Genomic DNA, 25,058 nt, shown 5'->3' with positions numbered 1-25,058 from the left:
ATAATTCTGTATGATAAATTGTAACACAATACAGTTATTCGGCGGTTGAAACCGCTCAACAGTAAAACAAACAAAGTCCGACTTGGCGGACTGAAGAAGTGAGGCGGTATTAAAGCATAATTCTGTATGATAAATTGTAACACAATACAGTATGAAAACTGATTGGACTGGATACAACGACGACAAAGACAAGTTAAGAGCTGAAATTTGGTCTTTGCTGAAGCAGCAAGCGGCATCTATTGGCGATCCGTTTGGTCATATTCCCAACTTTGTCGGTGCACAGGTGGCGGCTGAAAGATTGGCAAATTTACCAATTTGGCAACAAGCAAAAACGATTAAATGCAATCCAGATTCGGCGCAAAATCCGGTGCGTATGCAAGCTTTGCAAGATGGAAAACGCCTGTATATGGCAGTACCGCGATTGACAGACGATCGCTGTTTTGTTGAGTTAACGGCTGAGGATTTGCAGAGGCAAAATATATCAATTGCCGAAAGTGCGATCGCCCGCAAAGCACTCGCTTGCGGAAAATTGGTAAGTTTTGCAGAAATGGAGCCAATTGATTTAGTAATAGTCGGCTGCGTAGCAGCAGGGCCGGGCGGTGGAAGAACCGGGAAAGGTGCAGGTTTTGCCGATTTGGAATTGGCTATGTTGAAGGAATTCGGGTTAGTACAAATCGATACGCCAATTGTAACAACAGTGCATCCTTTGCAAATAGTCGCAGATTCGCGTTTGCCAATGCAGGCTCACGATTGGGCGCTGAATTGGATTGTTACTGCTGAGGAGGTAATTGAAACTAATACAACTTATCCGCGTCCAATTGGGTTAAACTGGGGTAGTATACGGCCGGAACAGTTGGCACAAATTCCAATTTTGCGAAAGTTGAAAGAGCAAGACTAGATAACGAGTTTCTTTGGTAAACTTGCCTATAGTTTACTATTCCAAAAAATATGAAAGTTATTTTGGGCGACATCACAAAACTTGAAGTTGATGCAATCGTGAATGCTGCAAATACCAGTTTACTTGGGGGTGGCGGAGTAGATGGAGCAATACACAAAGCAGCAGGTTCAGAACTTGTTCATGAGTGCCGATTGCTTGGAGGATGTAAGATTGGGGATGCTAAGCTAACTAAAGGATATAACTTGCAGGCACGGTTCATCATCCACACAGTAGGGCCAGTATGGCGGGGAGGTAATCATGAAGAACCTGAACTCCTGGCCGAGTGTTATCGCAAGTGTATGCAAATCGCCGCAGATCGAGAGTTAGAGAGTTTGGCATTTCCTTGCATTAGCACTGGGATTTACAAATATCCTAAAGCTCTAGCAGGTGAGATTGCAGTGAAGATATGCTCAGAACAAATACAAAAAAATGGTGGTTCTCCAAGAGTAATTTTTTGCTGCTTCGATCGAGAGAATTATGAAATTTATGAGAAGATTATATCTAACTACACTCTGAGGTAGTGAATTTAGTTAGGGTTTTACCCTAGTCTTAATATCTACATTTTTTACTATTTATTTAACAAACCGCGAAGGCGCGTTCGGCGAAGCCGTTCCCGTTCCCCGCAGGGGTTCCCGAAGGGTAGGGTAGGACGCGAAGCAAGACAGAAGAAGAAGACTGTAAGTTGATGATATATCTACTTTGTGGTGAACACGCGCCATGCAATGAAAGCTGTAAAGGCTAGATAACCAAACACGGTTATCCAATCTAGCCAATTATCGGAAGTTATCAAAAAAATATCGTTCATGGTATCATTCGCCTAATTATTACTTACCGCACTTACGCACAAAATTTTACACGATCGCGCTCAAGTGCGATCGAAAATATTGTCGGTACAGTTCGCACCTCGGCACGCACTCGTTCCCCTGCAATCTCACCAACCCCAAACTGTCCAACTTAAAAGCCTGCATCGCCTTTAATGGCACCGGACAATCCGCAGTCACAATCTCTCTCATCCCCTGCGCTAACTCAGGATATTCTTCTAAATTCCACAACTGCCGGCGCAAATGGTCGCTGTAAATTCCCGCATCTGCGATCGCAGTTTCTTTTAATTCATCGAGTGTCAAACCCGATCGCGAGATGTGATATAATGCAACTCGCACTAAATACGGATGACCGCCGACAATAGCCATCAATTCCTCAACTTTTGCCTCCGACCAATTCAAATTATGGCGCGCTGCTAAATCTTGTATTTGCTGAGAGTTGAATTCGGGCAAATCTACGGGAAGTCCGACGTTGAAAGGCGATTGATTGATGTTCATCGGGATGTAAACTTCGGTGGAGTGAACTACAATTAATCGCAGTTTTTTCCAGATGTCGCGCCGCTTCGATTCTTCGTGCCACGCCCGCAGCAGTCCTAAAAAGTCTTCGGCAATGTCGGGATATTGAAAAACGCGATCGATCTCGTCTAATCCTAAAATTAAAGGACTGTCGATTTGCGGTAAAATGTATTTTTCAAAGTAATCTTTGCAGTTGACTTTGCTGCCGAAAATTTCGTCCCAATAATCGTCTAATTGATTGGGTAAGTGCAACTCGCGACCGACGTAAGCGCAAAACCACTTTAAGAATTTATCTAAGTTGGCAAATACGCCTTTATCTACTAACTGAAAAGTTAGCGGCACGGTGCAATAGCCTTGACGGGCTCCGTGATGCAAAATTCGGGCCATCAAGGAAGTTTTGCCCATTTGTCGCGGTGCTTTGATTCTAATTAACGCGCTGGGCTGCACAATAGTTTGATAGCAGCGTTCTTCGATGGGCGGGCGTTCTACATAAAATTGAGAAGTGACATCGACTTGTCCTCCCGGTAATTCAGGTTCGGCGGCGGGTAGAGGTATTTCGTCGCTGCTAATTTCTAATAGCTGTTTTTGTGTTAAATCTTCCGTTTCTTCTACGACGGGTGCGGGTTGTTCTGCTAGTAAATTCAGAACTTCTTCGATAATAATTGGAGTGTCGGCGGTGGTTTTCCATTCCCTCTGTTTGATGCGGTACAGATAGCCCCGCAAGTCGTGATTTAGAGGCGCGTTCAGGGGAAAGCCGACGCGGATGGGGAGAATTATTGGTTTTCTGTCAGGGCGGGAGTCTTGCAGTTCTTTTGCTTGCTGAACTTGATATGTTAGCAGTTCGCTTTGGTTTCCCGTTGGCGGCAAAAGTATCAGCAAATAATCGCATTCTTGGAGGAAGTAATTAATGCGGTCGAACCAATTGTCTCCCAATCTAATATTATTTTCTGCTGTGAAAACTGTATGACCGATCGCGCTTAAGGCTATTTCTAAGTGTTTTCCTAACTCGCGATCTGGTTCAGCGCTGCGATAACTGACAAATACTTTAACAATTCTGCTGCTGGCTGTATCTTCCGCTGGCTGCGAATTTTCCAGCTCGTCTAAATTTTCCGGTTCCTCAAGTTTAGCCGATCGGTGGTCGCTAGCAGCCAGAGTCATTTCAAAAGCCGCGAACAACTGTCGAATTTTACTCAAATCCGCACCTTCTCTACCCTGCTTAATTTTGCTGACTGTATCGGCACCGACGCCAGACTCGGCCTCGATTTCAGTCAGAGTACCTCTAATGTTATTTCGGTCAGACCATTCTTGGAGCGCCTCGTTAAGTTTCTTTAAGCCAGAGGCAGTGAGAATGCGACCGCGATCGCGTTTTGACTTGAGCACTTCGCTTGCAGTGAAAGGGGAACGAATCTAGAAATTTTAACGCCTTAAGTTCCTATTTTGGGCGATTTTAAGGAAGATAATCAGCCAGCCGGAATTTAAGGGATTTTACTTGGAGAGGTTTTTAGGGCGATCGACTCCTCAAACTCTTTCCTGATAACGGATTCAACAGTTGAATATATTTGACGAGAAAAAGTTTTTCTTAACTCCCCAATCTCCGCCGCTAATCACCACTTAACTTTTTAGAGTAGATACACCAAGCAAAAAAGGAGCAGCCAAATGAGCAAAATCTTACACAGACTGGCAATGGCCGCTTTGGGAACCGCCGCCATTTTCACAATTAATACACTTAATAATTTAACAGAAGCATCAGCCGCGGGTAAATTTGACCAATCAGAAATTCATCAAAACACAGTTTTTCCACTTGGCGTACCGGGTCAGTTGCATAAATAGGGCAATTCATTGATTGATTTAATTGAATTAAGGAGAAATTATGAAGTCTACACTGTGTTCGCCACAACCTATAGCTACCAAATCTGACTCCGTTGACGCTGAGGCGATCGATGCCTGCACTGCACTTGCATGGGTGGAATTGGTAGCATTAGATGCTAGCGCTCTCACGGGGGATGATTGGCTGGCTTTGTGCGATGATATAGATAGCGGGGAAATCTACCGCTGCTGGTTTTTGTGGCGCGATCGCGAAGTTAGCGGTAATTGGGAAGCTTACGATCCTTTGAGCGATCGCCGATTCGTTGCGAAAGGAAAAGTTTTTCTCAAAGCTGCGATCGACTCGCTCGAAGATGCTAGAAATCGGGAAGTCGCCTAACTTGAATTCATCTCAGGCGAATAAAATTTTTGCCTGCAAAACAAGAATTCTGCCAAGAGAATCCACGACGACTGTACACACTTTCGTCCGCCTGGGCGAGATTGGAAGAAAAATGGGTAATAGAAGCGGATTTGAGATCGGTCCCGGAAACCGACTATTCTCAAAGAAAATAAAAAAAATTACGGCTGCAGGCAAAAGTTGACTGTATGATGCTATGTGCTTCGTCTCGAAAGCGGTTGATAAGGTTTTTTCAGCTGCTTTCTCGTTGCAGCCGTTAAACTCTTTCTCTTCACACATGACTCCTAAACTGCGATGGCTGTTGCCGGCCGCCCTTAGCCTTTTCTCGATCGCCCTGCCCGCAAAAGCTGATACACTAACATCTTGGCACTTCGATCCCAGGGAAAACCAACTCAATTTAACCACAGATTCGGGAGTTCAGCCGGAAGTCAAACTAATCGCCAATCCCACCCGCTTAGTAATTGACTTACCGGGAATAGTCTTGGAGTATCCCGAAAGTCCTCAAAGCTACAACTCAGCTATTCAACAAATTAGAGTCGGGCAGTTTGACACCGGAACTACCAGGTTAGTAATAGAATTAACTCCCGGTTATAAGTTAGACCCGCAACAAGTCCGAGTCATTAGAGAATCTGCCACGCGCTGGTCGTTTCAGTTGCCAAATCCCGAGCAGATAGCGGGGAATGAGTCTTTTATCCCCACAGCTATTACCCGGATAGAACAAGCAGCAGGTCAAGTGACGCCCACTGTTTCGCCGGAAAATCAGAGAAATTATTCTACTGATTTGGTGATGTCAACCGCCTCGGAAATGACAGCCATCAAGCCTCAAATCGAAAGTGCGATCGAACAGTATAGATCCCTGAGCGCCGGAATGTTTTTTCTGGATTTAGATACAGGAAACTATTTGGATATTAAGGGCGATCGAGTATTTCCCGCCGCCAGTACCATCAAACTACCAATTCTGATTGCTTTTTATCAAGATGTAGACGCAGGCAAAGTTAGCCTAGACGAAACATTAGTTATGAAGTCCGACTTAGTAGCCAGCGGCTCTGGAACTATGCAAGACGAACCTGATGGAACTCGGTTTAGCATCAGAGAAACCGTAGATAAAATGATTACCATCAGCGACAATACAGCCACCAACATGATTATTGAACGTTTGGGGGGAATTGCTAAACTCAACGAGCGTTTTCGCAGTTGGGGATTAACTGATACCAGAATTCGCAATTGGCTCGGCGATTTTCAAGGAACAAATACCACAAGTTCTGTGGATATGGTAAAGCTGCTGGCGATGCTGTCTCGCGATAAATTAGTTTCTGAATCGAGTCGGGAACAAGCTTTAGAATTACTGCGGCACACAACAACTAGAACGCTTTTGCCTTCCGGTTTGGGCCCGGGAGCAGTTATTGCGGACAAAACCGGAGATATCGGCTTTGTGGTTGGCGATGCTGGAATTATTGATATGCCCAACGGCAAGCGTTATTTAGCCGCAATATTTGTCAAACGTCCTTACAATGACCCGATTGTGAGAGATTTTGTGGGTCGAATTTCGCGGATTGTTTACAATTATTTAGAGCAACCTGCGGCGAAAGTACCGGAGAATTTGCGTTGATTGGACAATTCGGCGAGTGAAATCGCTACTAAATAAACAAAGTCCGCCTTCGCGGACTTGAAGAGAAGATTTTTAATTACTAATGACTATTCTTTGCGCTCGATTGCTACAGTCAAATGAGCCGCAACTGCCCCTACTGTAGCAAGTAAAGCAGCAATGGGAAAGACTACAGATCCGGCAACGCCGCCCACCAATCCCGCCATCAACGGAATGTCTGCCAAAGTCCGCTCTTGCGAGTTTTTGATGACGAGGCGGCGGAGTTTTCCTTGCTGAATTAGTTCTTTGACTTTGCCAATTAAACTGTCGGCACTAATCTTAAATTCTTCCACTCTGACTTTTTCTTCTGTTGCAAATTCTGAGGCGAATAAAGGTGTTTCAACTGTTGGGTTTGCAGAATTTCCAGTCGCTGCTGTTTCGTCTTGGAGAATCGTTACTTGTTGTTCTAGTTGTGAGTTCATTTTGTGTAAGGGCGGGTGAAAACCAACCGTTTAATTTCTATATCCTTATCTTCGGCGATCGCACTTGGGAATGACAGGCAAGGAAACCCTACAACCTGCATTCGTACTTTCCACCCCCGCCTTTTTACTCAAAAGATTATTTTTGTGGCGTTATATCAGGGCGGGTTTATCTCTTCCGAAAGGTAGAGAAGATATTGTTGAAACAACCCGTCTCTAGATACAGGTAAGGTGCACACTGCTAGCCATGTCAACGTGGTTGCTGTGTTGAATTTTTTGTTGAAACTTTCGATCTCGATCAATTACCGACATTGCCGTATTCGTGCAGGTTCAACAGCCACAGCCATTAGTAGCAAAAAGTTTCAGCAGTTGGCAGGTATGTCACCGAGAGCATAAAGAGCTAATTGAGCGATCGAGCTATCGTTAGACTGCGACGCTCTCCCTGTCTAAACCCTGAAAACAATGCCGCTGAAATTCCCACCGACTTTTCCTAATAAGCAACTATCTTCTCCTACTTTGATGTTTCTTGATTGAGAACTTAGCAGTGGTTCCTCGCCACAGAATTATCAGAGGAATGGCAACAATAATCAAAACTGGTAAAGCTGAAAAAGATGCTGAGGCGATCGCTGAAATCAGAATCAGCAGAGCTAAACCACCAAAGATTATCCAGCCCGAAATAAGTACCCACCAAGGAATTCTTCCTCTTGCTAAACCTCTAAAAGCTCTTCCACGCAGATATATTTCACCCATAGGCTCATATCCAGATGGAATTCTTTCTTGATAAGGAGATTTTTGCTCTGCAGGGACTTCCACGACAATCCGATCGGTATCTAACTTGTCATCAGGAAGAAATTGCTTATATTCATCGTTTTCACTCATTGTTGCCACTCTTAAATTTTACAGAGGAAATAAGTGTTATTATTCTAGCAATAGAGGTTCCAATGCAATCAGCAGTGTTGGAATATCTTCATTTGAAGTTGTCCAGACTTCATCAAGGTCGATGTCATCATATCGATGAATCAAGTTGTCGCGCATTCTGGCAATGAGTGACCAAGGAATGTCCGAATGTTGCGATCGCAGTTCTGGAGAAAGGCGTTTCACCGCTTCACCGATAATCAGAAGTTGAAACACGATCGCAGACTGCGTTTTATCATCGGCCAGAAACGCTATTTTGTCCATGTTACCTTTATATTGCAGGACTTTTTGAGCAGCCCTGGCAATGTCTAGCAAGGAAGCGCGATCGCGGTTATTTGACATAAATAGTTTGAGCCGTAGAGAGAATTTCTTGACGGCGAATCCAGTTGGAACTGCGCTCGATCGCCCGTTTACTGATTAGATCGACTCGTCTACTTAGCAGTGCTTCGAGTTCTTCCTGCATTTGGGCGTGATCGAGTAGACCCCAGTTGGCTGTGGGGGCAAAAGCAACTAAGATATCGATGTCGCTGTCTGCATGAAAGTCGTCACGAAGGATCGAACCAAAAAGGGAGAGTTCGATGATTTGCCACTGTTGGCAAAATTTGTTGATTTGGTCAATTGGTAGGGCGAGATCGGTTTTCATTCAGCCTCCTTACTTATAGACTAAATACTTTGCTTGAGAATCTTCGTCAAGCAGCATTCGCAGGCTCAACTTGCACTCCTTTTACTTCCAATCGATAGCGTTCCTCGTCTGCTTCTAATTTTAAAATTTCTTGATGTTTCTGACAGTAATTAATGGCCTCATAGATAGCAGACAGGGGTAAATCCCAATTTTCGGCAGCTTGTTCGGGTGACATCCCATTGGCAGTCATGTCTCGCCAAATAGTCGATGCCAGTAATTTACGTCCCTTAATGTAAAGTTGTTTGCGCCAAGCATGAGGACGTGCAATTAAATATTGCCAATTCTCGATTTCTCGTGTATTTTGCAGGGATTCAACGATCGCACCTAGCAGGGCAAGGCGATCGCTGACCGAGAGTTGGCTGGCTTTTTCTTTAAGCTCTTGCAAGGACATATAAAAATACTCCAACAAAAGTTGGTATCTGAATTATAGTCCATTGGAAAGCACGGGCGGTCGAGTCAATAGAAATCCGACAGCGACAACTTTTGTGTAAGGTGTCGAGGGGCACATTTTCCGATAGAGCATACTCAATCGAGATACCTTTGAGCTATCGCTTTACTTCTGTGTATTATGGTTGTTTTACGGTAAGAAATCGCACAATCGCTACTCGGATGGTGGAGGTACGATCTCGATACCGTACTTGGGAGCAGTAGTAAGAATTTTGTCAAGGTCTTCAGGGCTCAAGGATGCTCCAACGGTAATCTCACCATTCACGGCCTTTCCAACTTCGGCAATAAATTTCTCAAAGCCAGCAGGAGTGACCCAAACCAGGAGTTTAGCGGGTGTAGCGGTGGTATTCGTCAATCGGTGAAGCTGACCTTTCGGTGAATGAAGGAAGGTTCCAGCCGTCGCAACGAAAGTACGATCGTCAAGCTGGAATTCAATCTCTCCGTCTTGAACATAAAATGATTCATTTTCTCGGTTGTGCCGATGGGTCGGCGTACCGCCACCAGGTGCAACAATTACCTCACAAAGCGCATAGGCTTCCCCTGTCTCTTCACCCACTGCTTTGAAGGTATAGAGGTCTTGACCAAAGTAGTAAGAACGACCTTGACTAGGTTCAACAAAAAGTCCGTTTTGATGAATTGTCATTTGTTAATTCCTCAAGCGAAGTGTTAGCTGGCTGGCGATGGCTTTTTGTGGAACATTCTTCACGAAGTCAGAATCTTCTCAATACGCCGATCGGGTATCAGCCACATGATTGCAACTAAAACATACAGCATGAAAGCCAACCATGAGTTGACAAAGGAAAGCAGGATTGCTACGGTATAAATCACCACTGATACTTTACCCTTCAAGTCTCGCCCAAGTGCAATTGCCAGAGTGGAATCTTTACCGTGGTGAGAAATAAGAGCACGAGTAAGAATGAAGTAAGCGATCGCAGCAAACCACAGCACTGTGCCATAAAGCGCAACTGGCCAGGCGGCAAAGTGGTTCTCGCCTGTCCAGCCAGTGACAAAGGGAATGAGTGACAACCAGAACAGCAGATGTAGATTAGCCCACAACACATTACCATTGACCTGCCGAGTCGCCTGTAACAAGTGATGGTGGTTGTTCCAGTAGATACCAAGATAAATAAAACTGAGTACATAGCTCAGAAATACTGGAACTAGCGGACGCAGCGCAGCTAAATCAGCTTCATGGGGCACTTTCAATTCCAGCACCATAATGGTGATGAGAATGGCGATTACACCATCGCTGAATGCTTCTAACCTGCCTTTACCCATTTTGGTACATCCTCCTTTTCTGCTGGCGCGCCCGATCGCTTCTCATTCCAAAAATAACTTAGCATAAGGTCGGTTGCAGTGATGTGTTATACCGATGGGCGATCCCTGGCACTTACCAACCCAGCTAACAATTTTGCTTGCCTAATCTCGGCTGAAAACAGATAACCTTAACAGACTTTTCGCCGATCTGTTTAAGCAGTCGATCGGCACGACTTCTTATAAATACCCGATCGCGCAACGGGTAAAACGGGAGAAGCAGTTGTTGAAATAAAAAGAGCGATCGATTAAGGAAGCGCGTAATATTGTATAATAGCAGGTAATAATGAGACTTATATTGTGCATTTTTACATAAATTTCTCGTTAATAATTCCATTAATTCAGAACCACAAACTGATTATTGAGTTCATATTCGGCTGTTTCTAAATTATCAATTGCCTTCACAATCGCCTGATAACTCATATTCTTAGAAGCTTCAGAATCTTGATAAACTGCCAAAATTCCTGAATGTTCTGGGTTCGCTTGATGCAATTGCTGAAAGTCATCACAATTGCGTGTAAGCAGCACTCTCTCATTTTCTCTGGCAGTGTCTAGCACGACTGAATCTGGATGATTCATTAAATCCAATGTATTGACTGTGGCTACATCGTGACCGGCTGCCTGAAGAAGATTGACTAAATACTTTGCTTGAGAATCTTCGTCAAGCAGCATTCGTAGGCTCAACTTGGACTCCTTTTACTTCCAATCGATAGCGTTCCTCGTCTGCTTCTAATTTTATAATTTCTTGATGATTCTGACAGTAATGAATCGCCTCATAGATAGCAGACAGGGGTAAATCCCAATTTTCGGCAGCTTGTTCGGGTGACATCCCATTGGCAGTCATGTCTCGCCAAATAGTCGATGCCAGTAATTTACGTCCCTTAATGTAAAGTTGTTTGCGCCAAGCATTAGGACGTGCAATTAAATATTGCCAATTCTCGATTTCTCGTGTACTTTGCAGGGATTCAACGATCGCACCTAGCAGGGCAAGGCGATCGCTGACTGATAGTTGGCTGGCTTTTTCTTTAAGCTCTTGCAAGGACATAAAAAAATACTCCAACAAAGGTTGGTATTTGAATTATAGTAGATTGCAATCTAAAATTCAAATTGCTGTAACATTGAAACTAGAGTTTATGCCCATACATATGACACAGCCGATTTACTTTGTGAAAGGAGAAAGTTTTGATCGAGAAGAAGGAGATTCTGTGGAGTTTAAGGAGATAACTTCAAAGAGGCCAGTCAATACGATTGTGAACCATGCTGAAGAGTATGTGCTGGGATTCCTGAATGCCCAAATAGAGGGAGATATCTATTTGGGTCTAGATGACTGCGGGATCATTCAGGGGGTTATTCTTAATCGAAACGAAAGAGACGAGATTGGTAGAAATATTCCTAATAAATTAAGAATGACAGATCCTCCTATTTCTCATCATGATTATAGAGTGACTGTTCATGAGATTTTCAATTCTGAGCGGGAGCGTCTAGAAGACTTGTATGTGGTGCAAATACACGTTATCAAGACAAAAGATAAACATCTCTATAGAACTTCAGGGGGAAGCGTGTACCTGAAGAAAGGGTCAAGTTGTATGAAACTTACTAGTGAAGAAATTGCCAAAGAATACGAGAGACGCACACAGGTACATTTGCGGAAAGAAGCCGACGAACTCGATAAAAAACTAGAAAAAGAACCTCATAATCGCAGCATTTTAGAGAGGAGAGCCAAAGTTGCAAAATATATGGGTGATGTTGATACTATGGAGCGAGTTTACCTGAAATTGCTTGAACTAGATCCTAAAAGCTCAGCATTCAGGCTAAATTATGCAATGGATCGTAAGAGCATAGGTGATTTAGAAGGCGCATTATCTATCCTAAATGAAGCCATTAAATCAAATATAAACGATTTTTCTATTTTAAACAACAAAGGATTAATGCTTCAGGATCTAGACAGATGGGATGAAGCTCTTTTATTTTATCAAAATTTGCTTAAAAGGCAGCCGAATGATTATACGATTCTTACTAAGATTGGCGTTGCATTCAGGCATGAAGGAAAATATAGTCAATCTCTTTATTTTCTGAATATGGCACTTAAAATATCCCCCAATTATAGACTGGCAAAATATGAAAAGAAAAAAACATATCAGGAAATTTATAAAAAAGGTAATACGAATTAAGAATATTTAGAAAGTACCATAAGATTTTTAATAAGATTGAAGGATTCTCCAAATCGTGGTATAATTAGTGTCGTACCTACTTAATGGGTATTTATTTCCGTGAGCGATACTGCTACGGAGGACTCTCAACTTAGCCTTACGCTCCTGGTACTGAACAGTGTCAGTGTGCGCTGCGTATGCAAAAAGCGTGAATGCTCAGAAAGTAGGTACTTCATTTTAAGAGTCTGAGCCGATAGTTATGAAAAATAAGACTGATCTCGATCCATTTTTATACGAGAGTTGCGAAGAACTTTCCCAAAAGTTCAAAGAGCTTAAATCACCTTATGATGTTGCTCAACTCTTGCAAGTTCCCTATGAATATCTTATCTACTATATTTACCGAACTCCTCACGATTATCGGTACACAAAATTTCAGGTTCCCAAGAAATATAGAGGTTATAGAACTATTCATTCCCCTAATGGTTCGTTAGGAATAGTTCAAAGAAAGCTCAGCCAAGTTTTATATGCTGTCTATCGACCAAGACCTTCTGTTCACGGATTTGCGACTTCGCGTAGCATTATTACTAACGCTAAAGCTCACGTCGGAAAAAAGTTCATTCTCAACCTGGATATTAAGGATTTCTTTGGCTCTATTAACTTTGGTCGAGTTAGGGGGTTGTTCATGGGACAACCGTATGAACTAGACGAGAAAGTCGCGACTATATTAGCTCAGATATGCTGTTTCGATAATCAACTACCACAAGGAGCACCAACTTCACCAATAGTCTCAAATCTTATTTGTGCAAAAATGGATAGCGAATTACAAAAATTTTCCCGAGAGCAGGGATTATTTCATACACGATATGCAGATGACATTACTTTATCTAGCAATAGGAATGAACTACCAGTCTCATTAGTTTCTTCTTATAAAAAAGGTTCTTCTAAGGTTGTTTTAGGAGATGAATTGCGCTCGCTCATAGAGAGAAATGGGTTTATAATTAACGAGGCAAAAGTGAGGCTATCTTACAACAAAACACAAAGGCAGGAAGTTACAGGTCTAATTGTCAATCAAACTGTTAATGTAAGTCGTAAATACGTCCGTAATATTGACGGTGCTCTTCATGCCTGGGAAAAGTATGGACTACAGGCAGCTACAGAGACTTATGAATTAAAATATGCGAAGAAAGTGACCTTGCCCGAGAAGGAGCTAGCGCGTTTCGTAGACTCTCTACGTGGGAAAATCGAGTTTGTAGGTAGTGTTAGAGGCAAAGATGACTACCTTTATCAGAAGCTTCTCAGTAAGTTCAACGATATCAGAAAAAAAGAAGCTGATAATCAAAAAGTTACAGAGACTGAAGATCCACGATAACTTCTCAAATACGACCCAACAATTGAAATTGCGTGCGGTGTATCTGCCCTTAACGCTGGATGACAAGTATCCTCATGCCGATCGCGAGCTACACAAATCGATCGGCAATTGCTATTCTGTAACAGAATAAAGTTTGTTTAGGGATTCTCTAAATAATCGGGTTTGTGCCGGATCTAAATAATCGGGTTTGTGCCGGAGTGGGAAAGTCAGCGCTAAACTAAGTTAGGTAAATGACTTTCTATACAGATGACTATTTTTACTCTGCGATCGATCAAAAAAGACTTCGGCATCAAGGAACTCTTGACAGATGCCAGTTTCAGCCTCGATGAAGGCGATAAAGTCGGACTCATCGGCACCAACGGTTCCGGCAAATCAACCCTGCTGAAAATGATTGCAGGCTTGGAGTCGATCGACTCTGGCGATCGCTGGGTCAATCCAGGATCTAAAATTGTCTATCTCCCCCAACAGCCGGATTTAGACGAAAATCACACTGTCTTAGAGCAAGTATTTGCCGACAGTGGCGAACAAATGGCTTTAGTGCGGGAATACGAGGAAATTTCCGCTCAACTCTCCCACGGCAAAGGCGATACAGACAAGTTGATGGCGCGTCTGTCTGCAGTGTCTGAACGGATTGATGAGGTGGATGCGTGGGATTTGGAAACCAAGGCGAAATTGATTTTGACCAAGTTGGGGATTGAGGATTTTGATGCGAAAATTGGCGACTTGTCCGGCGGCTACCGCAAGCGAATTGCCTTAGCAACGGCTTTGTTGTCCGAGCCCGATGTGTTGCTGATGGATGAACCGACAAACCACTTGGATGCGCTGTCTGTGGAGTGGTTGCAGAACTATTTGAACGGCTATCGCGGTGCTTTGCTGCTGATTACGCACGATCGCTATTTTCTCGATCGCGTTACCAATCGCATCCTGGAGATCGATCGCGGCGACCTTTACAATTATGCTGGCAATTACGCTTATTACTTGGAGAAAAAAGCCTTAGCTGAAGAATCCGCCGCCAGCAGTGTTCGCAAACACGCGGGTGTATTGCGGCGCGAATTGGAATGGCTCAAACGCGGGCCGAAAGCGCGGAGTACCAAGCAAAAAGCTCGGATAGATCGCATTAAAGATATGCGAGCCCAGGAGTTCAAAACAGCCAACGGCAAAGTCGAGATTGCGACAGCGGGCCGCCGGATTGGTAAGAAAGTGATTGAGTTATTGAATATCTGTAAAGCTTACGGCGATCGCACTTTAATTAAAGATTTTACATACAATTTCACACCCGAAGACCGGATTGGAATTATTGGCAGCAACGGTGCGGGAAAATCGACGCTGATGGATATCATTACCGGACGCATTCAGCCGGATTCGGGTACTGTCGAAATTGGCACAACCATTCATATCGGTTATTTTGACCAGCATTCAGAGGATTTGACCCCGAACGAAGACCAGCGAGTTATTGAATACTTGAAAAGTGTGGCGGAATTGGTGCAAACGGCGGATGGGGAAATCATTACCGCTTCTCAAATGTTGGAAAAGTTTCTGTTTCCACCGAACCAACAGTATGCACCGATTAACAAACTTTCGGGCGGGGAGAAGCGCCGATTATTTCTGTTGAAGGTGCTGATGAGCGCGCCGAACGTGCTGATTTTGGACGAACCGACAAACGACCTGGACGTGCAGACTTTGGCGGTTTTGGAGGATTATCTCGAAGATTTTAACGGCTGCGTGATTGTGGTGTCCCACGATCGCTATTTTCTCGATCGCACTATCGACATGGTTTTCGCCTTGGAACCGGGCGGCAATTTGCGCTTGTATCCCGGCAATTATTCGGTGTATTTAGACTACAAAAAAGCGGAAGAAGCTAAGGAAATCCAAGGGCAAAAACAAAAAGAAAAAATTACACGCTCCGCTGAATCTAACAACTCAAAATCCCCCAATTCCGCTCAAAAATCTACCAAAATTTCCTTCAATGAAAAGCGGGAATACGAACAATTAGAAAGTCAAATTCCGAAGATGGAAGCTGAAAAAGAAGAGATTGAGAAGATTTTGTCTAACAATGCTCCTAGCGGGTTTGCAGAGATGAAGAAGTTATCGGATCGTTTGGCTCAGTTGACGCAGGAGATCGATCGGGCGACTGAGCGCTGGTTGGAATTGGCGGAACGGGTGGGTTAATTTGGGTGGTCCGAGCGTTGTCTTTAGCTCCTGCTCACAATGACAGGAGCTAGAGGAATTATGAGTTAAAAAATCTCATGCTGAAACAAATATATATTGACAAAATTCAATATTTTTTTCTTTTTTGTACCACAAATAGTGTTGTAAAAAAAATCTTAGGAATAGTGCTTATTTAGCCGACAATTTGGCAACCTTTGACAATTTATTACTTAAGTGTGATGAAGCTATGTAGTATTAAAGTTATAAAATCGGTTGCTTGTTATTACTGTCAAGCAAACTGACCAACAAACTTAAGACGAGTAAAAGTCTAAAATCCTTGTTAAAGCTGCAAGGCGATCGGAAACAGCACCAAAAAAACCGCTTTTTTTGCGAGCCTCAAGTAAAGCTGTATGTCAAAAACTGTGAAGACCCGGAGGGTGGGGTTGACACAAGCAGTAGAATATGCACTAAAAGCCAGCTTAAGCAAATAAGACTGGCAGCAGCAAACAGGGACTAAAAAGCCCAAAACAGGTAAAAAAAAAGTCGATCGGGCAAAGTAAGTTGGCCGAGGACTAAAAATATGGTGATGAGTGAGATACAATTGACCTGTTCTGAGCCAAGAATTGGTCAACATCACAAGTATCCTGTAGAAGTCAAAAGTTAACAGTCTCAGGGTTGTCGAGCAGCGCGAATCAGAGAAAACTATGCCTCAAAAAGTAATCGCCAAACAGATGTCTTTGGAATCAGCGTCCGATCCGATCGCCGTGAGGGCGACGGTGGAAACAGTGCCAGCCGAAGCAGTGGCAGTAGAGTCCTACGCCGATCAGTTGATGGACGAACTGTTTGAAGGAGTCGATCGAGCATTCGACGGTAGCGGCGGACTGCCATCGGAACCAGTGCAGCCTGAATTCGTGGCGCTCAAGTCGATCTCGGTACCTCAAATAGTTTTGTCGCAGTTGGCACCCCCCCAGCCGCAGCGGGACGAAAAAGACGTAGAAGCGATCGCCCGCCAAGTCGCCCTAGAAACAGCGAAAAAACAGCAGTCCAAGCAATCATTCGACAGAATCCTGCTCGGAGCAGCATGTGGGTCGCTGCTGCTAGTCATGGGGTTATGGCTGGCAAGCCGGTCGGGACTGGTGCGCTTGCCCGCCGCCTCCGCACCAGAGAGGCCCGCAGCAAGTGGCAAAACAGCACCAGACACCCCGTTTGTCGAATACGTGCAGCGTTCGCTAGAAGCGATAGAACAAAAAAAAGCACCCCGGGCTAACCCCCAACTTGCAGGAGTTCCCGGAGCCCCCATCCCAGGGACGCTGCCGAGCATTCCAATTTCCGGCGCGCCGCCGGCAACCGCAGGTCTTTCGACAGCAGTCAACCGCATTGCTAATGCCCTCGAACAAGCTGCCTCGCAGCCGGGAGCACCAGCACCCCAAGTTGTAGTCATCCCTCCCCCCGCTCAGGTGACTGTGGCTCCGGCTGCTCCGGTAGCTGCTGCTCCGGCTGCTCCTCAAACCGCTGCCGTTTCCCCCTCGCCGGCTGCTCCCGCCTCCGGTCGTGCGATCGCCGCTGCGGGAACTCGAGATCCCCTGGCCGCTTCCTCTTCCCCCTCGGAGTCTCCCCAGCCAAAGATTTTGGCTCGCGAAACCGAACCGGCACCCGCGCCCCCAGCCCAGCAATCCGCACCCGCGCCCGAGCAATCGGCACCGGCCGTCAGCAGCGCCCCGACTTCCGCCCACACGCTGGTAGGGATTTTGGAGTTGGGCGATCGATCGGCTGCTTTGTTTGAAGTAGACGGCGTAGCCCGCAGAATTTATGTCGGCGAAAGCATTGGCGCTAGCGGTTGGACGCTGGCAGAAATCAAAAATCAAGAAGCCGTTATCCGCAAGGGAGGAGATGTGCGATCGGTTTTTGTCGGCCAAAAGTTCTAATCAGTTATCAGTCATTAGTCATCAGTCATTAGTTATTAGTTAGGTCATCGGTAATCAGTAATGGGCAGCGATCGGGCTGTATAATATCACGAGCAGTGAAAAAAGTTATAATATAGGAACCTCCAATACGTTCTTAATTGCTGAAATCATTGCTCTTATTACTTCTTGCTTCTATCCGTTAAATCGGTTCCCAATTCGTTGCCGAACTTTCTTCTGCTATAACTAACAACTCAGGATCAATAATCGATCTCTCGTGACTAATAACAAATGACTAATAACTAATGACCAATGACTAATCACCCAGGACTAATGACTGAGGAATTATAAAAAATGGGCTTATTTGATGATTTCAGCCGCTTTCTAGAAACCAAACTAGAAGAATTTTTGCGTAGCAATCCCCATCTGGAATTGCAGGCAATAGAAGAACAACTGAAGGAACAAGAAGAAGACACTCTGCGACTGATTCTCGATATCCAAAAACAAGAGAAAAAACTGCAAGCCGAAATTCTCTCCGCCGCTCAAGAAATTCAGCGCTGGAACGATCGCATCAACAAAGCTAAAGCTGCTCAAAGGCTCGATTTAGCTCAAGCCGCCCAAGAGCGGCAAGCCGCTTTGCTGCGTCAGGGAAATCAGCGCTGGGGTCAAATGCAAGGCTGCAAAGAACGGATTGAAAAAGCCAAAGAACTGTACCGCCAAATTCAAGTACGGCGAAAAGAAGTCCGAGCAAAAGCTGCAGAAGCTGCAACTCGAACTACTACTAAAACAGAGCAGAGTTGGGATACAAAGGGTTGGAATCAGAGTTCTAATTATAGTAGTTTTACGGCTGCCGACCCTTTAGAAGAAAAGTTTCAGCGCTGGGAAGCTGACGAAGAACTCGATCGAATGAAGCGGAATATAGGCCGATAGTTACGAAAGCATTCCAATCCTTTAGGGACGGGTTCACCCGAAACTCTGATTCCCAATGCAAATATTCGTCAACCCTCCAGAGTCTCAGGTATTGCGATCGCTCCCTCAGACTTGATATAATTACCATCCTAAAATTCTAGGACCAATTAATCAATCATCCCTACAATATTCTCACCTACTTAATTAGCGTTGCATATTTATGGTATAAACAAAACCTCTAATCAAGTAAAAAAATTATGATTTGTCCCGGCTGTCAATCCACCAATCTGACGGGGTGACAACCCCGTCAGGTGAAAAAGACGAATTCTGAATCAAAAAACTGTTTTTTAATTTAAATCGCTGCAGTTATTCATAACGGTTGCTCTGCTTGAGAAGGTGGCTCTTCAGGCAGCGGAATAAACTCTGTCTCTTGGGGAACCTGACCAAACCGTCCCTCTCTCCAATCGAGTTTAGCTTGCTCAATGCGCGAGTGCCGACTCGAAACAAAATTCCACCACTTATGCCGCTCACCAACAGGTTCACCGCCAATCACAATACAGCGAGCCTTGCCTGAAGCAGAAATGTTTACTTCAGCGCCTGAATTTAGAACTGCCAACCGATGTTGTTCCAGAGGCTCTCCATCAATAACAAGCCCATCTGTTACGCTGTAAACCGCCTGTTCGCTGTAATGGCCCGGTAAGGTAAATTGCTTGCCAGCAGTCAGTTGCACGTCCAGATAAATCATGGGTGAAAATATTTGAACTGGGGAAGTACGACCATAGGCTTCACCGGCAATTAGAGTGAACGAAACTCCTGCATCCTCCCAAACAGGCAGTTCAGTTGCCGGATGATGCCGAAACCAGGGGTCGGTTTCTTCGTATTCATCGGGAAGTGCTATCCAGGTTTGGATGCCATGCAGGATGGCTTCTTTGCTGCGCTCGTCGTCAGGCGTGCGTTCAGAGTGGACAATGCCTCGCCCTGCCGTCATCCAGTTCACCGCACCAGGACGGATTTCTTGAACGCTGCCGACACTATCACGATGCAGCAAAACACCTTCAAACAGGTAGGTGACGGTTGCTAAGTTGATGTGCGGGTGCGGTCTGACATCCACGCCCCGGCCGGGTGGAAACACCGCAGGGCCCAGATGGTCAAAAAAGATGAACGGGCCTACCAGTGCTAGAACGTCTGAGGGAAGCAAGCGGCGGGCTTGGAATCCACCCAAATCTTGAATGTGTGGCTCAATGAGATGCTGGATGGTATCCGTCATAATGTTTATGAAGTTGCGAACGCTAATTGTCTATGTCAAAAGTGCATTATACAAAAAGCTATCCTTGTAGAGGGCGATCGCAATATCAGTGACTGGTCTAAACTTTCCCAATCGAAAGCTGTTGTAGAGTGTCGAGTTCTCAACGAGCTTTCTGCTTACGAAACGATGGAGAGTTCATCACTGACTTGAATCCGACCTTTGACCAGGGAGCGAATCAGACGATCGAGTGAGCCACGTTCTTCTTCACTGATTGACTCATCAAGGATGGCAGCCATCATGCCGTAGCGGTCAGCTTTGGTAACGCGGTGAGTATCGGTGACAGTGGCAATTAATTCGTTGATAGCGCCGGGCAGAAGATTAACTTGAAACATGGGATTGTTTTGAACTCGACACCTTAATCATCTCGTGGTTTCTCCTAAGAGCAAGTGATAGTGCTGGTTTTTTTCCGTGATAATACTGAAAATATTCGGTGAACCAAGTCCGTATTACAAGTGATGGAAGTCACAACATTGAAACCAATGCAGCGGTCGCTGGAACAATTACAACCCACCTTCCGCCCTTTGAGTGTGAGAGTTATATCAAATCTGCCCTTCATCGGAATTATCCATCTCTCTTCCCTTCCTCTGTATCCTCTGCGTTCTCTGTGGTTTAAACATTCCAATCTAACCGGAATTGATATCAAAAGGCCCGACGTGGGGTATAAGACACCAGAAAAATGATAATTGGGCACACTAAGTACCCAAGAGCAGGTATTAGGTCTCTTGACGACAGGAAATCAGCTTTTCCGGGTTAACGTTTCTCTGCTTCGCCAATGAGGGTAAAAGCGGCCCAATCTACAGGATTAGGATGTTTGACCAATGTCACCAGCATGGCCTTCCGCAGCGCTTGGGCAATATCAGGCGTTAGCTGCATCTGTCGATAAAATTCCGCCATCAACTCGGCTGTTGATTCGTCGGTTACTGACCACAGAGAAACTACAACACTGGGAACACCTGCTGCAATAAACGAGCGCGATAAACCAATGATGCCGTCACCTGTAATACGACCGCGACCCGTATTGCAAGCACTCAAAACGACGAGTTCGGCATTCAACCTCAAATTGAAAATTTCGCTAGCAGTGAGTAAACCACTGTCATCCTTGCTTGGGGCAAGTGCGATGACTCCAGGTACCCCCAATCCCTCCACGTCATCCAGGATGCCGTGAGTTGCTAAATGCACGATGCGCGATCGCTCTATTTGCTGTAAAACTGCTACTTTTGTCGCTTTGTCGCCTGTAAGCGGTTCAGCATTCAAAAGCTGAGCAATCGCGATCGCTTCGGCTTCAGCGTGTGGGAGTGATGACAGTTGTTGAGGAGGTTGGTTCGTCGTAAAGGCAACACTTGGCATGGTAGGATTCCCAACCACTAGCGCACCTTTTCCTGAAGCAAGCTGTTGCTGTTTCTTTGTTAAAGACAGCACTTGAATTGAAGGTGCTGTTAAAATAGTATGTCTTTCTATCAAGTAGTTTCCCGAAGTATCTTGCAGCGCGGCAAAGGGAACTAAGAACAAAGATTCATGAGGAATAAAGGTAATTCGCGACGCTGGATCTTGAGGTAGAAGGTCAGCAATTGGTTCGATAAGTAGTTGATAAAGCTCTTGCAATGACGGATCTAAAAATCGTTGGTCGACAAGAGGCTTGGTTGGGGTGGGATTTGTAGCTGGTTGGGATCGCTGCTTGTTTCGCAGGCAACTGGGAATGAAGCAACGACCTTGAGTAATCAAGGCTTTTAATGAAGTTTTTTCTTCAGCCAAACGTTTCAAACTGATGCGACGAAATTCAATTTTTCCGGTCGGCTGCGTTACCCAGATATAAAGTTCTGAATCTTGCAGCTTTCTTTGACCATCAGCTTCTATAACTTCTTTGATAAGCGAGTAAGAAACTAAAGTGGAATTGTGTTCTTTAGCAATTTGCTGTATTTCTGGAATGTCGATCGGTTTTATTTGAGTTTCTGATGACTTTAAGGTAGCGTGTGCTGACTGGGCAGAAAAACGGTGGGTCAATAATCTAACAAAAGCTTGCGCCCGTCCACGCTCTGCTATTTCTAGCGCTTCCTTATGCTGATTTTGATTGGCAAGCACTTCTTGTAACGTACTGTAACTTGTTTCTTGGGTCTCAAAAATTGAAATTAAATTGAGGTCGTTATTGTTTAAATTTGACCGCAGAGATTCCCAAATTTCAATAGCTAAAAAGAAAGCTTTGATAGCTTCTGCAGGTTGCTTTGCTTTGTAGAAAGCGTCACCTAAATTGCTGAGTGCGCGGCCTTCGGCGTGGCGATCGCTCAGTTCTCTGGCAATGGCTAAACTCTTTTGGTAAGATTCAATCGCTTGACTATAATTTTTTACCGCATAGTAAGCAATTCCTAAATTTTCTAAAGCGCGACCTTGAACGAAACGATCGCGCAGTTCTAAGGCCATCGCTAAACTTTGTTTCTGCTCATCAATTGCTTGGGCATAATTAGTCAGGGAATAGTGTACTAATCCTAAATTACTCAAAGCAAGGGCTTCGCCTCGGCGATCGCGCTGCTGTTTAGCGATCGCTAAACTTTGCTCTTGATATTCAACTGCCTTGTGATACTCTTTTTGGGCATAGTAAACTAATCCCAAATTTCTCAGAACACTCGCCTCTAAATCAGCCGATTTTAGGGAATACGCTACTTCCAAACTTTGCTCGTAGTATTCGATTGCTTTTTTATAATTGCCAATCGCGCCGTAAGCAGCTCCCAAACCAATAAAAGCTTGTCCCTTTCCCAATAAATCGGCTCTGGATTCAGCTTGTGCTAAGCGCTGCTGGTGATAAGAAATTGCTTTTTCATAATCTCCGATCGCGTAGTAAGTCGCGCCTAGATTGTTGAGCGCATAGCCTTCCCTAGCGCGATCGCGGGAGAGTCTCGCCAGCTCTAAATTCTGCTGGTAGCAGGCGATCGCTTTGCTGTAGTCTTTCGGCGCAGTTTGGAGGGGTACTCCTGCCTGCTGCTCCAATAATTGTTCCTCAGTTAAGCACTGAATGGCACTCGGTGTCAGGCTTACTAAGCCATTGTTTAGAGGTGCGAGTTGAGGGAACTGAATGCCAGATGGTGCTGGTGATTCTGGTGGCAGCGGGGAAGGTATGAACACTCGTGGTTCTGGTGGCAGCGGGGAAGGTATGAACACTCGTGGTTCTGGTGGCAGCGGTGCTGGTTCTAGTGGCAGCGGGGGAGGTATGAGCGGTGGTGGTTCTGGTGGCAGCGATGGTTGTGTTGCTGGCAGCGGGGGAGGTATGAGCCGTGGTGGTTCTGGTGGCAGCGGGACAGGTGATGGTGCTGGCACCGGGGAAGGTATGACCGCTGGTGGTTCGGGTGGCAGCGCAGGAGCCACCTCCACCGAAGGATTTGGTGGATTGCTAAGGAAGCTGATCTCACCTGCCTTGATTCCGCTAGTGTTGATGTTACCCGTACTGATTTTGCCTTCTGAATAAAGGGTGACGCTGCCTCCGTTTCCAATGAAGCTAGAGGTTGTAATTTCACCGGTGACGATCGCGTTTGTCCCATATAGGAAAATTGACCCACCGTTACCGGCTATCGAGGAAGCGTTCAAGGTGCTGGCGTTCGTATTGATGCTTCCCTCCGTGCTGTAGAGGGTAATATTGCCGGCATTGCCCGTTAAAGTTGAAGTATTCAGGTTTTCCGCCGTGATGTCCCCGGACGCTACCAGCGCTAGTTCTCCGCCATTTGAAGTAATGGATGCTGCTTGAATGCTGTTTGCAGCGCCTAAAAAAACTGAACCTGCGATCGCGATATTGCCAACTTGAATGCTGGCAGGTGAAGAACTGGCGGGTGCTAGAGTGCTCTTTCCAGTGAGGGGAGTGGGTAGGTTGCCAGCCGTTAAAACCAACTGCGGTCGATCGCTGGATGCGGAACTGATAGCGAGATCGCCGGCTGCGATCGCGCCTTCGGCTTGCACTCCCAGAGAAGCGCCTGCGTAATTACCAAAAGAGACGTTTCCGCCTGAGACGATGGTAGAACCGCCTGAACTTGCCAAGTTGCCGGGGCTACCTTGCAGTGTGGCAATTGAGAAATCGCTGCCAGCTCTAAAGAGGGCATCACCTGATACAGTACCGTTACTGGTAAGTGTGATGCGGCCGCCAGCGCTCAGTAAGCTTTGGGAGTGATTGCGAGCCTGGATGTTTATTTCGCGATCGCCCTGCACAGTTAGGTTTCCACCTGCACCTGCAACAAAATAATTAGCCGCGCTGTCGCGGATGCGGACATTTTCCCCCGCTTGCAATTTCAAGTCACCGGCGGTCTGTAATTGCCTGTTTACTAGGGTCAGGTTGCGCGCCGCTGACACTGTAGCCGTTTGAGCAGACACTGCTAAATTTTGGTTCGCACCTGTTGCCTGAGTGTCGGCAATTGCCACATCGCCCGCTTCTACTTGCAAGTCTGAATTCGTTAGCTGTACGCTTCCGTCGCTGTTAACTGTAACGCCTGTAGCGTTGCTGCTACCTCCTGTCAGCAGTTGGGACAGGGTGAGGGGACTCAATGGCACAGAAGCAGAATCTAGATTAGAAGAGGGGGAAATTTCTAAACTCAGCAGATGGCCTGCTTGAGAAATGCGGACTAAGTTTTCTCCGGGCACCGATGCGATCGCAATTTGCCCGGACGGTGCTGACAAAGTACCTGGACTGAAAACTGTTCCGCCTATTAAAGCTAGCGTTTGCCCGTTAGGTACGCGCAGTTGACCGAAATTTGCGATCGCCCCTGGCTGAGCTGTACCAAAATTTAAAGTGCTTGGCGTTCCTATCAGCATAGCGTATTCATTAACGCCAACTGCCTGAAACCAATTGTTGCCAAATCCGATTCCGGTTGCTGTCGTTGCCAAGAATGAACCAGGCACGTTTAGTTGAGCGTTGGAACCAAAAACAATCCCCGCCGGATTCATCAAAAATAAGTTAGAATTACCGCCTATTACTTGAATTAAACCGTTAATATAAGAAGCATCGCCACCCACAACTCGCCCTAAAATATTGCGGATATTCGGATCGGAAATAAAATTAACAATTTGACCGTCTTTGAGTCCAAACTGCTGAAAGCTATGAAAGAGATTAGTGCCGTCTTTTGAGAGCTGCCCCCCGTTGATGTTAAATTGATTGCCGGAGGCATTAACAGCAGTTCCTGTGCCATCGGGAGACGGAGTAATTGGCTGTCCTGTAGCAGCAGGTGAGAATAGTAAAAGACCTAAAGATATTACCCAAGTATAAGTCAAAAGTAGCTGTTGATATCCTTGAGTTATTCTTGTTATAATCATTAGACCTCTCCCTAAAAGAAATTGTTTGCTGAGCGCGCTTAAATTATAATAAAACTTTTTCCTCAAAAACATGAG

Annotated in this window: 23 protein-coding genes; 10 read left to right on the top strand and 13 right to left on the bottom strand. The window is 45.3% G+C overall.

Going from position 1 to position 25,058, the window contains the following annotated elements:
• Window positions 1-151 precede the first annotated feature (151 nt).
• The gene (locus QUA53_RS08215) at window positions 152-898 is read left to right on the top strand and encodes a 5-formyltetrahydrofolate cyclo-ligase (RefSeq protein ID WP_333096227.1); all 747 of its coding nucleotides are present in this window, start codon (window positions 152-154) and stop codon (window positions 896-898) included.
• A 50-nt stretch (window positions 899-948) separates the two neighbouring features.
• Window positions 949-1,458 (top strand): O-acetyl-ADP-ribose deacetylase, encoded by a 510-nt coding sequence (locus tag QUA53_RS08210; RefSeq protein WP_333096226.1) that lies wholly within the window; start codon window positions 949-951, stop codon window positions 1,456-1,458.
• A 330-nt stretch (window positions 1,459-1,788) separates the two neighbouring features.
• Here QUA53_RS08210 and QUA53_RS08205 read toward each other — a convergent pair whose 3' ends face one another.
• Window positions 1,789-3,654, bottom strand: coding sequence for an AAA-like domain-containing protein (locus QUA53_RS08205; RefSeq protein WP_333096225.1), 1,866 nt, complete (start codon window positions 3,652-3,654; stop codon window positions 1,789-1,791).
• A 276-nt stretch (window positions 3,655-3,930) separates the two neighbouring features.
• Here QUA53_RS08205 and QUA53_RS08200 point away from each other — a divergent pair, with 276 nt between their 5' ends.
• The 3 genes from QUA53_RS08200 to QUA53_RS08190 all read left to right on the top strand — a co-directional run bounded on the left by QUA53_RS08200 (window position 3,931) and on the right by QUA53_RS08190 (window position 6,104).
• Entirely contained in the window at window positions 3,931-4,104 is a 174-nt protein-coding gene (locus tag QUA53_RS08200; protein ID WP_333096224.1) for a hypothetical protein, read from the top strand.
• A gap of 40 nt (window positions 4,105-4,144) precedes the next feature.
• On the top strand, window positions 4,145-4,477 hold the full coding sequence (locus tag QUA53_RS08195) for a hypothetical protein (protein ID WP_006633666.1): 333 nt from the start codon (window positions 4,145-4,147) through the stop codon (window positions 4,475-4,477).
• Between the two features lie 295 nt (window positions 4,478-4,772).
• The gene (locus QUA53_RS08190; protein WP_333096223.1) at window positions 4,773-6,104 is read left to right on the top strand and encodes a serine hydrolase; all 1,332 of its coding nucleotides are present in this window, start codon (window positions 4,773-4,775) and stop codon (window positions 6,102-6,104) included.
• Between the two features lie 86 nt (window positions 6,105-6,190).
• Here QUA53_RS08190 and QUA53_RS08185 read toward each other — a convergent pair whose 3' ends face one another.
• From QUA53_RS08185 to QUA53_RS08145, 9 genes are all read right to left on the bottom strand, one after another.
• On the bottom strand, window positions 6,191-6,562 hold the full coding sequence (locus QUA53_RS08185; RefSeq protein ID WP_333096222.1) for a DUF4342 domain-containing protein: 372 nt from the start codon (window positions 6,560-6,562) through the stop codon (window positions 6,191-6,193).
• Between the two features lie 498 nt (window positions 6,563-7,060).
• Window positions 7,061-7,438, bottom strand: coding sequence for a hypothetical protein (locus tag QUA53_RS08180; RefSeq protein ID WP_333096221.1), 378 nt, complete (start codon window positions 7,436-7,438; stop codon window positions 7,061-7,063).
• A 39-nt stretch (window positions 7,439-7,477) separates the two neighbouring features.
• The gene (locus QUA53_RS08175) at window positions 7,478-7,816 is read right to left on the bottom strand and encodes a DUF86 domain-containing protein (RefSeq protein ID WP_333096220.1); all 339 of its coding nucleotides are present in this window, start codon (window positions 7,814-7,816) and stop codon (window positions 7,478-7,480) included.
• Complete coding sequence (locus QUA53_RS08170; protein ID WP_333096219.1) at window positions 7,806-8,117, bottom strand: nucleotidyltransferase family protein; 312 nt, start codon at window positions 8,115-8,117, stop codon at window positions 7,806-7,808. Before QUA53_RS08170 ends, QUA53_RS08175 begins: the two co-directional genes overlap by 11 nt.
• 46 nt (window positions 8,118-8,163) lie before the next feature.
• Complete coding sequence (locus QUA53_RS08165; RefSeq protein WP_333096218.1) at window positions 8,164-8,547, bottom strand: hypothetical protein; 384 nt, start codon at window positions 8,545-8,547, stop codon at window positions 8,164-8,166.
• Window positions 8,548-8,757: 210 nt separating this feature from the next.
• A complete protein-coding gene (locus QUA53_RS08160; RefSeq protein WP_333096217.1) occupies window positions 8,758-9,246 on the bottom strand; it encodes a cupin domain-containing protein in 489 nt (162 codons plus the stop codon).
• 59 nt (window positions 9,247-9,305) lie between these two features.
• The gene (locus QUA53_RS08155; RefSeq protein ID WP_333096216.1) at window positions 9,306-9,881 is read right to left on the bottom strand and encodes a TMEM175 family protein; all 576 of its coding nucleotides are present in this window, start codon (window positions 9,879-9,881) and stop codon (window positions 9,306-9,308) included.
• A gap of 372 nt (window positions 9,882-10,253) precedes the next feature.
• Window positions 10,254-10,589, bottom strand: coding sequence for a DUF5615 family PIN-like protein (locus QUA53_RS08150; RefSeq protein WP_333096215.1), 336 nt, complete (start codon window positions 10,587-10,589; stop codon window positions 10,254-10,256).
• The gene (locus tag QUA53_RS08145; protein ID WP_333096214.1) at window positions 10,579-10,962 is read right to left on the bottom strand and encodes a hypothetical protein; all 384 of its coding nucleotides are present in this window, start codon (window positions 10,960-10,962) and stop codon (window positions 10,579-10,581) included. The genes QUA53_RS08150 and QUA53_RS08145 overlap by 11 nt, the downstream gene beginning before the upstream one ends.
• A gap of 43 nt (window positions 10,963-11,005) precedes the next feature.
• On the opposite strand from QUA53_RS08145, the gene QUA53_RS08140 reads away from it, so the two are divergent.
• From QUA53_RS08140 to QUA53_RS08120, 5 genes are all read left to right on the top strand, one after another.
• Window positions 11,006-12,088: an RNA-binding domain-containing protein gene (locus tag QUA53_RS08140; protein ID WP_333248785.1), complete on the top strand. Its 1,083-nt coding sequence runs from the start codon at window positions 11,006-11,008 to the stop codon at window positions 12,086-12,088.
• Between the two features lie 238 nt (window positions 12,089-12,326).
• Window positions 12,327-13,436, top strand: a complete 1,110-nt coding sequence (locus tag QUA53_RS08135) for a reverse transcriptase domain-containing protein (RefSeq protein ID WP_333096212.1) — start codon at window positions 12,327-12,329, stop codon at window positions 13,434-13,436.
• Window positions 13,437-13,682: 246 nt separating this feature from the next.
• Complete coding sequence (locus tag QUA53_RS08130; protein ID WP_333096211.1) at window positions 13,683-15,605, top strand: ABC-F family ATP-binding cassette domain-containing protein; 1,923 nt, start codon at window positions 13,683-13,685, stop codon at window positions 15,603-15,605.
• 683 nt (window positions 15,606-16,288) lie between these two features.
• Complete coding sequence (locus tag QUA53_RS08125; protein WP_333096210.1) at window positions 16,289-17,509, top strand: hypothetical protein; 1,221 nt, start codon at window positions 16,289-16,291, stop codon at window positions 17,507-17,509.
• A 330-nt stretch (window positions 17,510-17,839) separates the two neighbouring features.
• On the top strand, window positions 17,840-18,415 hold the full coding sequence (locus QUA53_RS08120) for a TIGR04376 family protein (RefSeq protein ID WP_333096209.1): 576 nt from the start codon (window positions 17,840-17,842) through the stop codon (window positions 18,413-18,415).
• 349 nt (window positions 18,416-18,764) lie between these two features.
• Here QUA53_RS08120 and QUA53_RS08115 read toward each other — a convergent pair whose 3' ends face one another.
• The 3 genes from QUA53_RS08115 to QUA53_RS08105 form a co-directional block, all read right to left on the bottom strand.
• Window positions 18,765-19,661 carry a pirin family protein gene (locus QUA53_RS08115; RefSeq protein WP_333096208.1) on the bottom strand — a complete coding sequence of 299 codons (897 nt, stop codon included), beginning with the start codon at window positions 19,659-19,661 and terminating at the stop codon, window positions 18,765-18,767.
• A gap of 155 nt (window positions 19,662-19,816) precedes the next feature.
• A complete protein-coding gene (locus QUA53_RS08110; RefSeq protein WP_190659239.1) occupies window positions 19,817-20,032 on the bottom strand; it encodes a hypothetical protein in 216 nt (71 codons plus the stop codon).
• Between the two features lie 418 nt (window positions 20,033-20,450).
• On the bottom strand, window positions 20,451-24,983 hold the full coding sequence (locus QUA53_RS08105) for a CHAT domain-containing protein (protein ID WP_333096207.1): 4,533 nt from the start codon (window positions 24,981-24,983) through the stop codon (window positions 20,451-20,453).
• Between the last annotated feature and the right edge of the window lie 75 nt (window positions 24,984-25,058).

It is taken from the genome of Microcoleus sp. Pol12B3 (assembly GCF_036701355.1).
Taxonomy (GTDB): domain Bacteria; phylum Cyanobacteriota; class Cyanobacteriia; order Cyanobacteriales; family Microcoleaceae; genus Microcoleus.
Note: the sequence above shows the minus strand (reverse complement) of the source record. Positions and strands in the feature narration are given on the sequence as shown.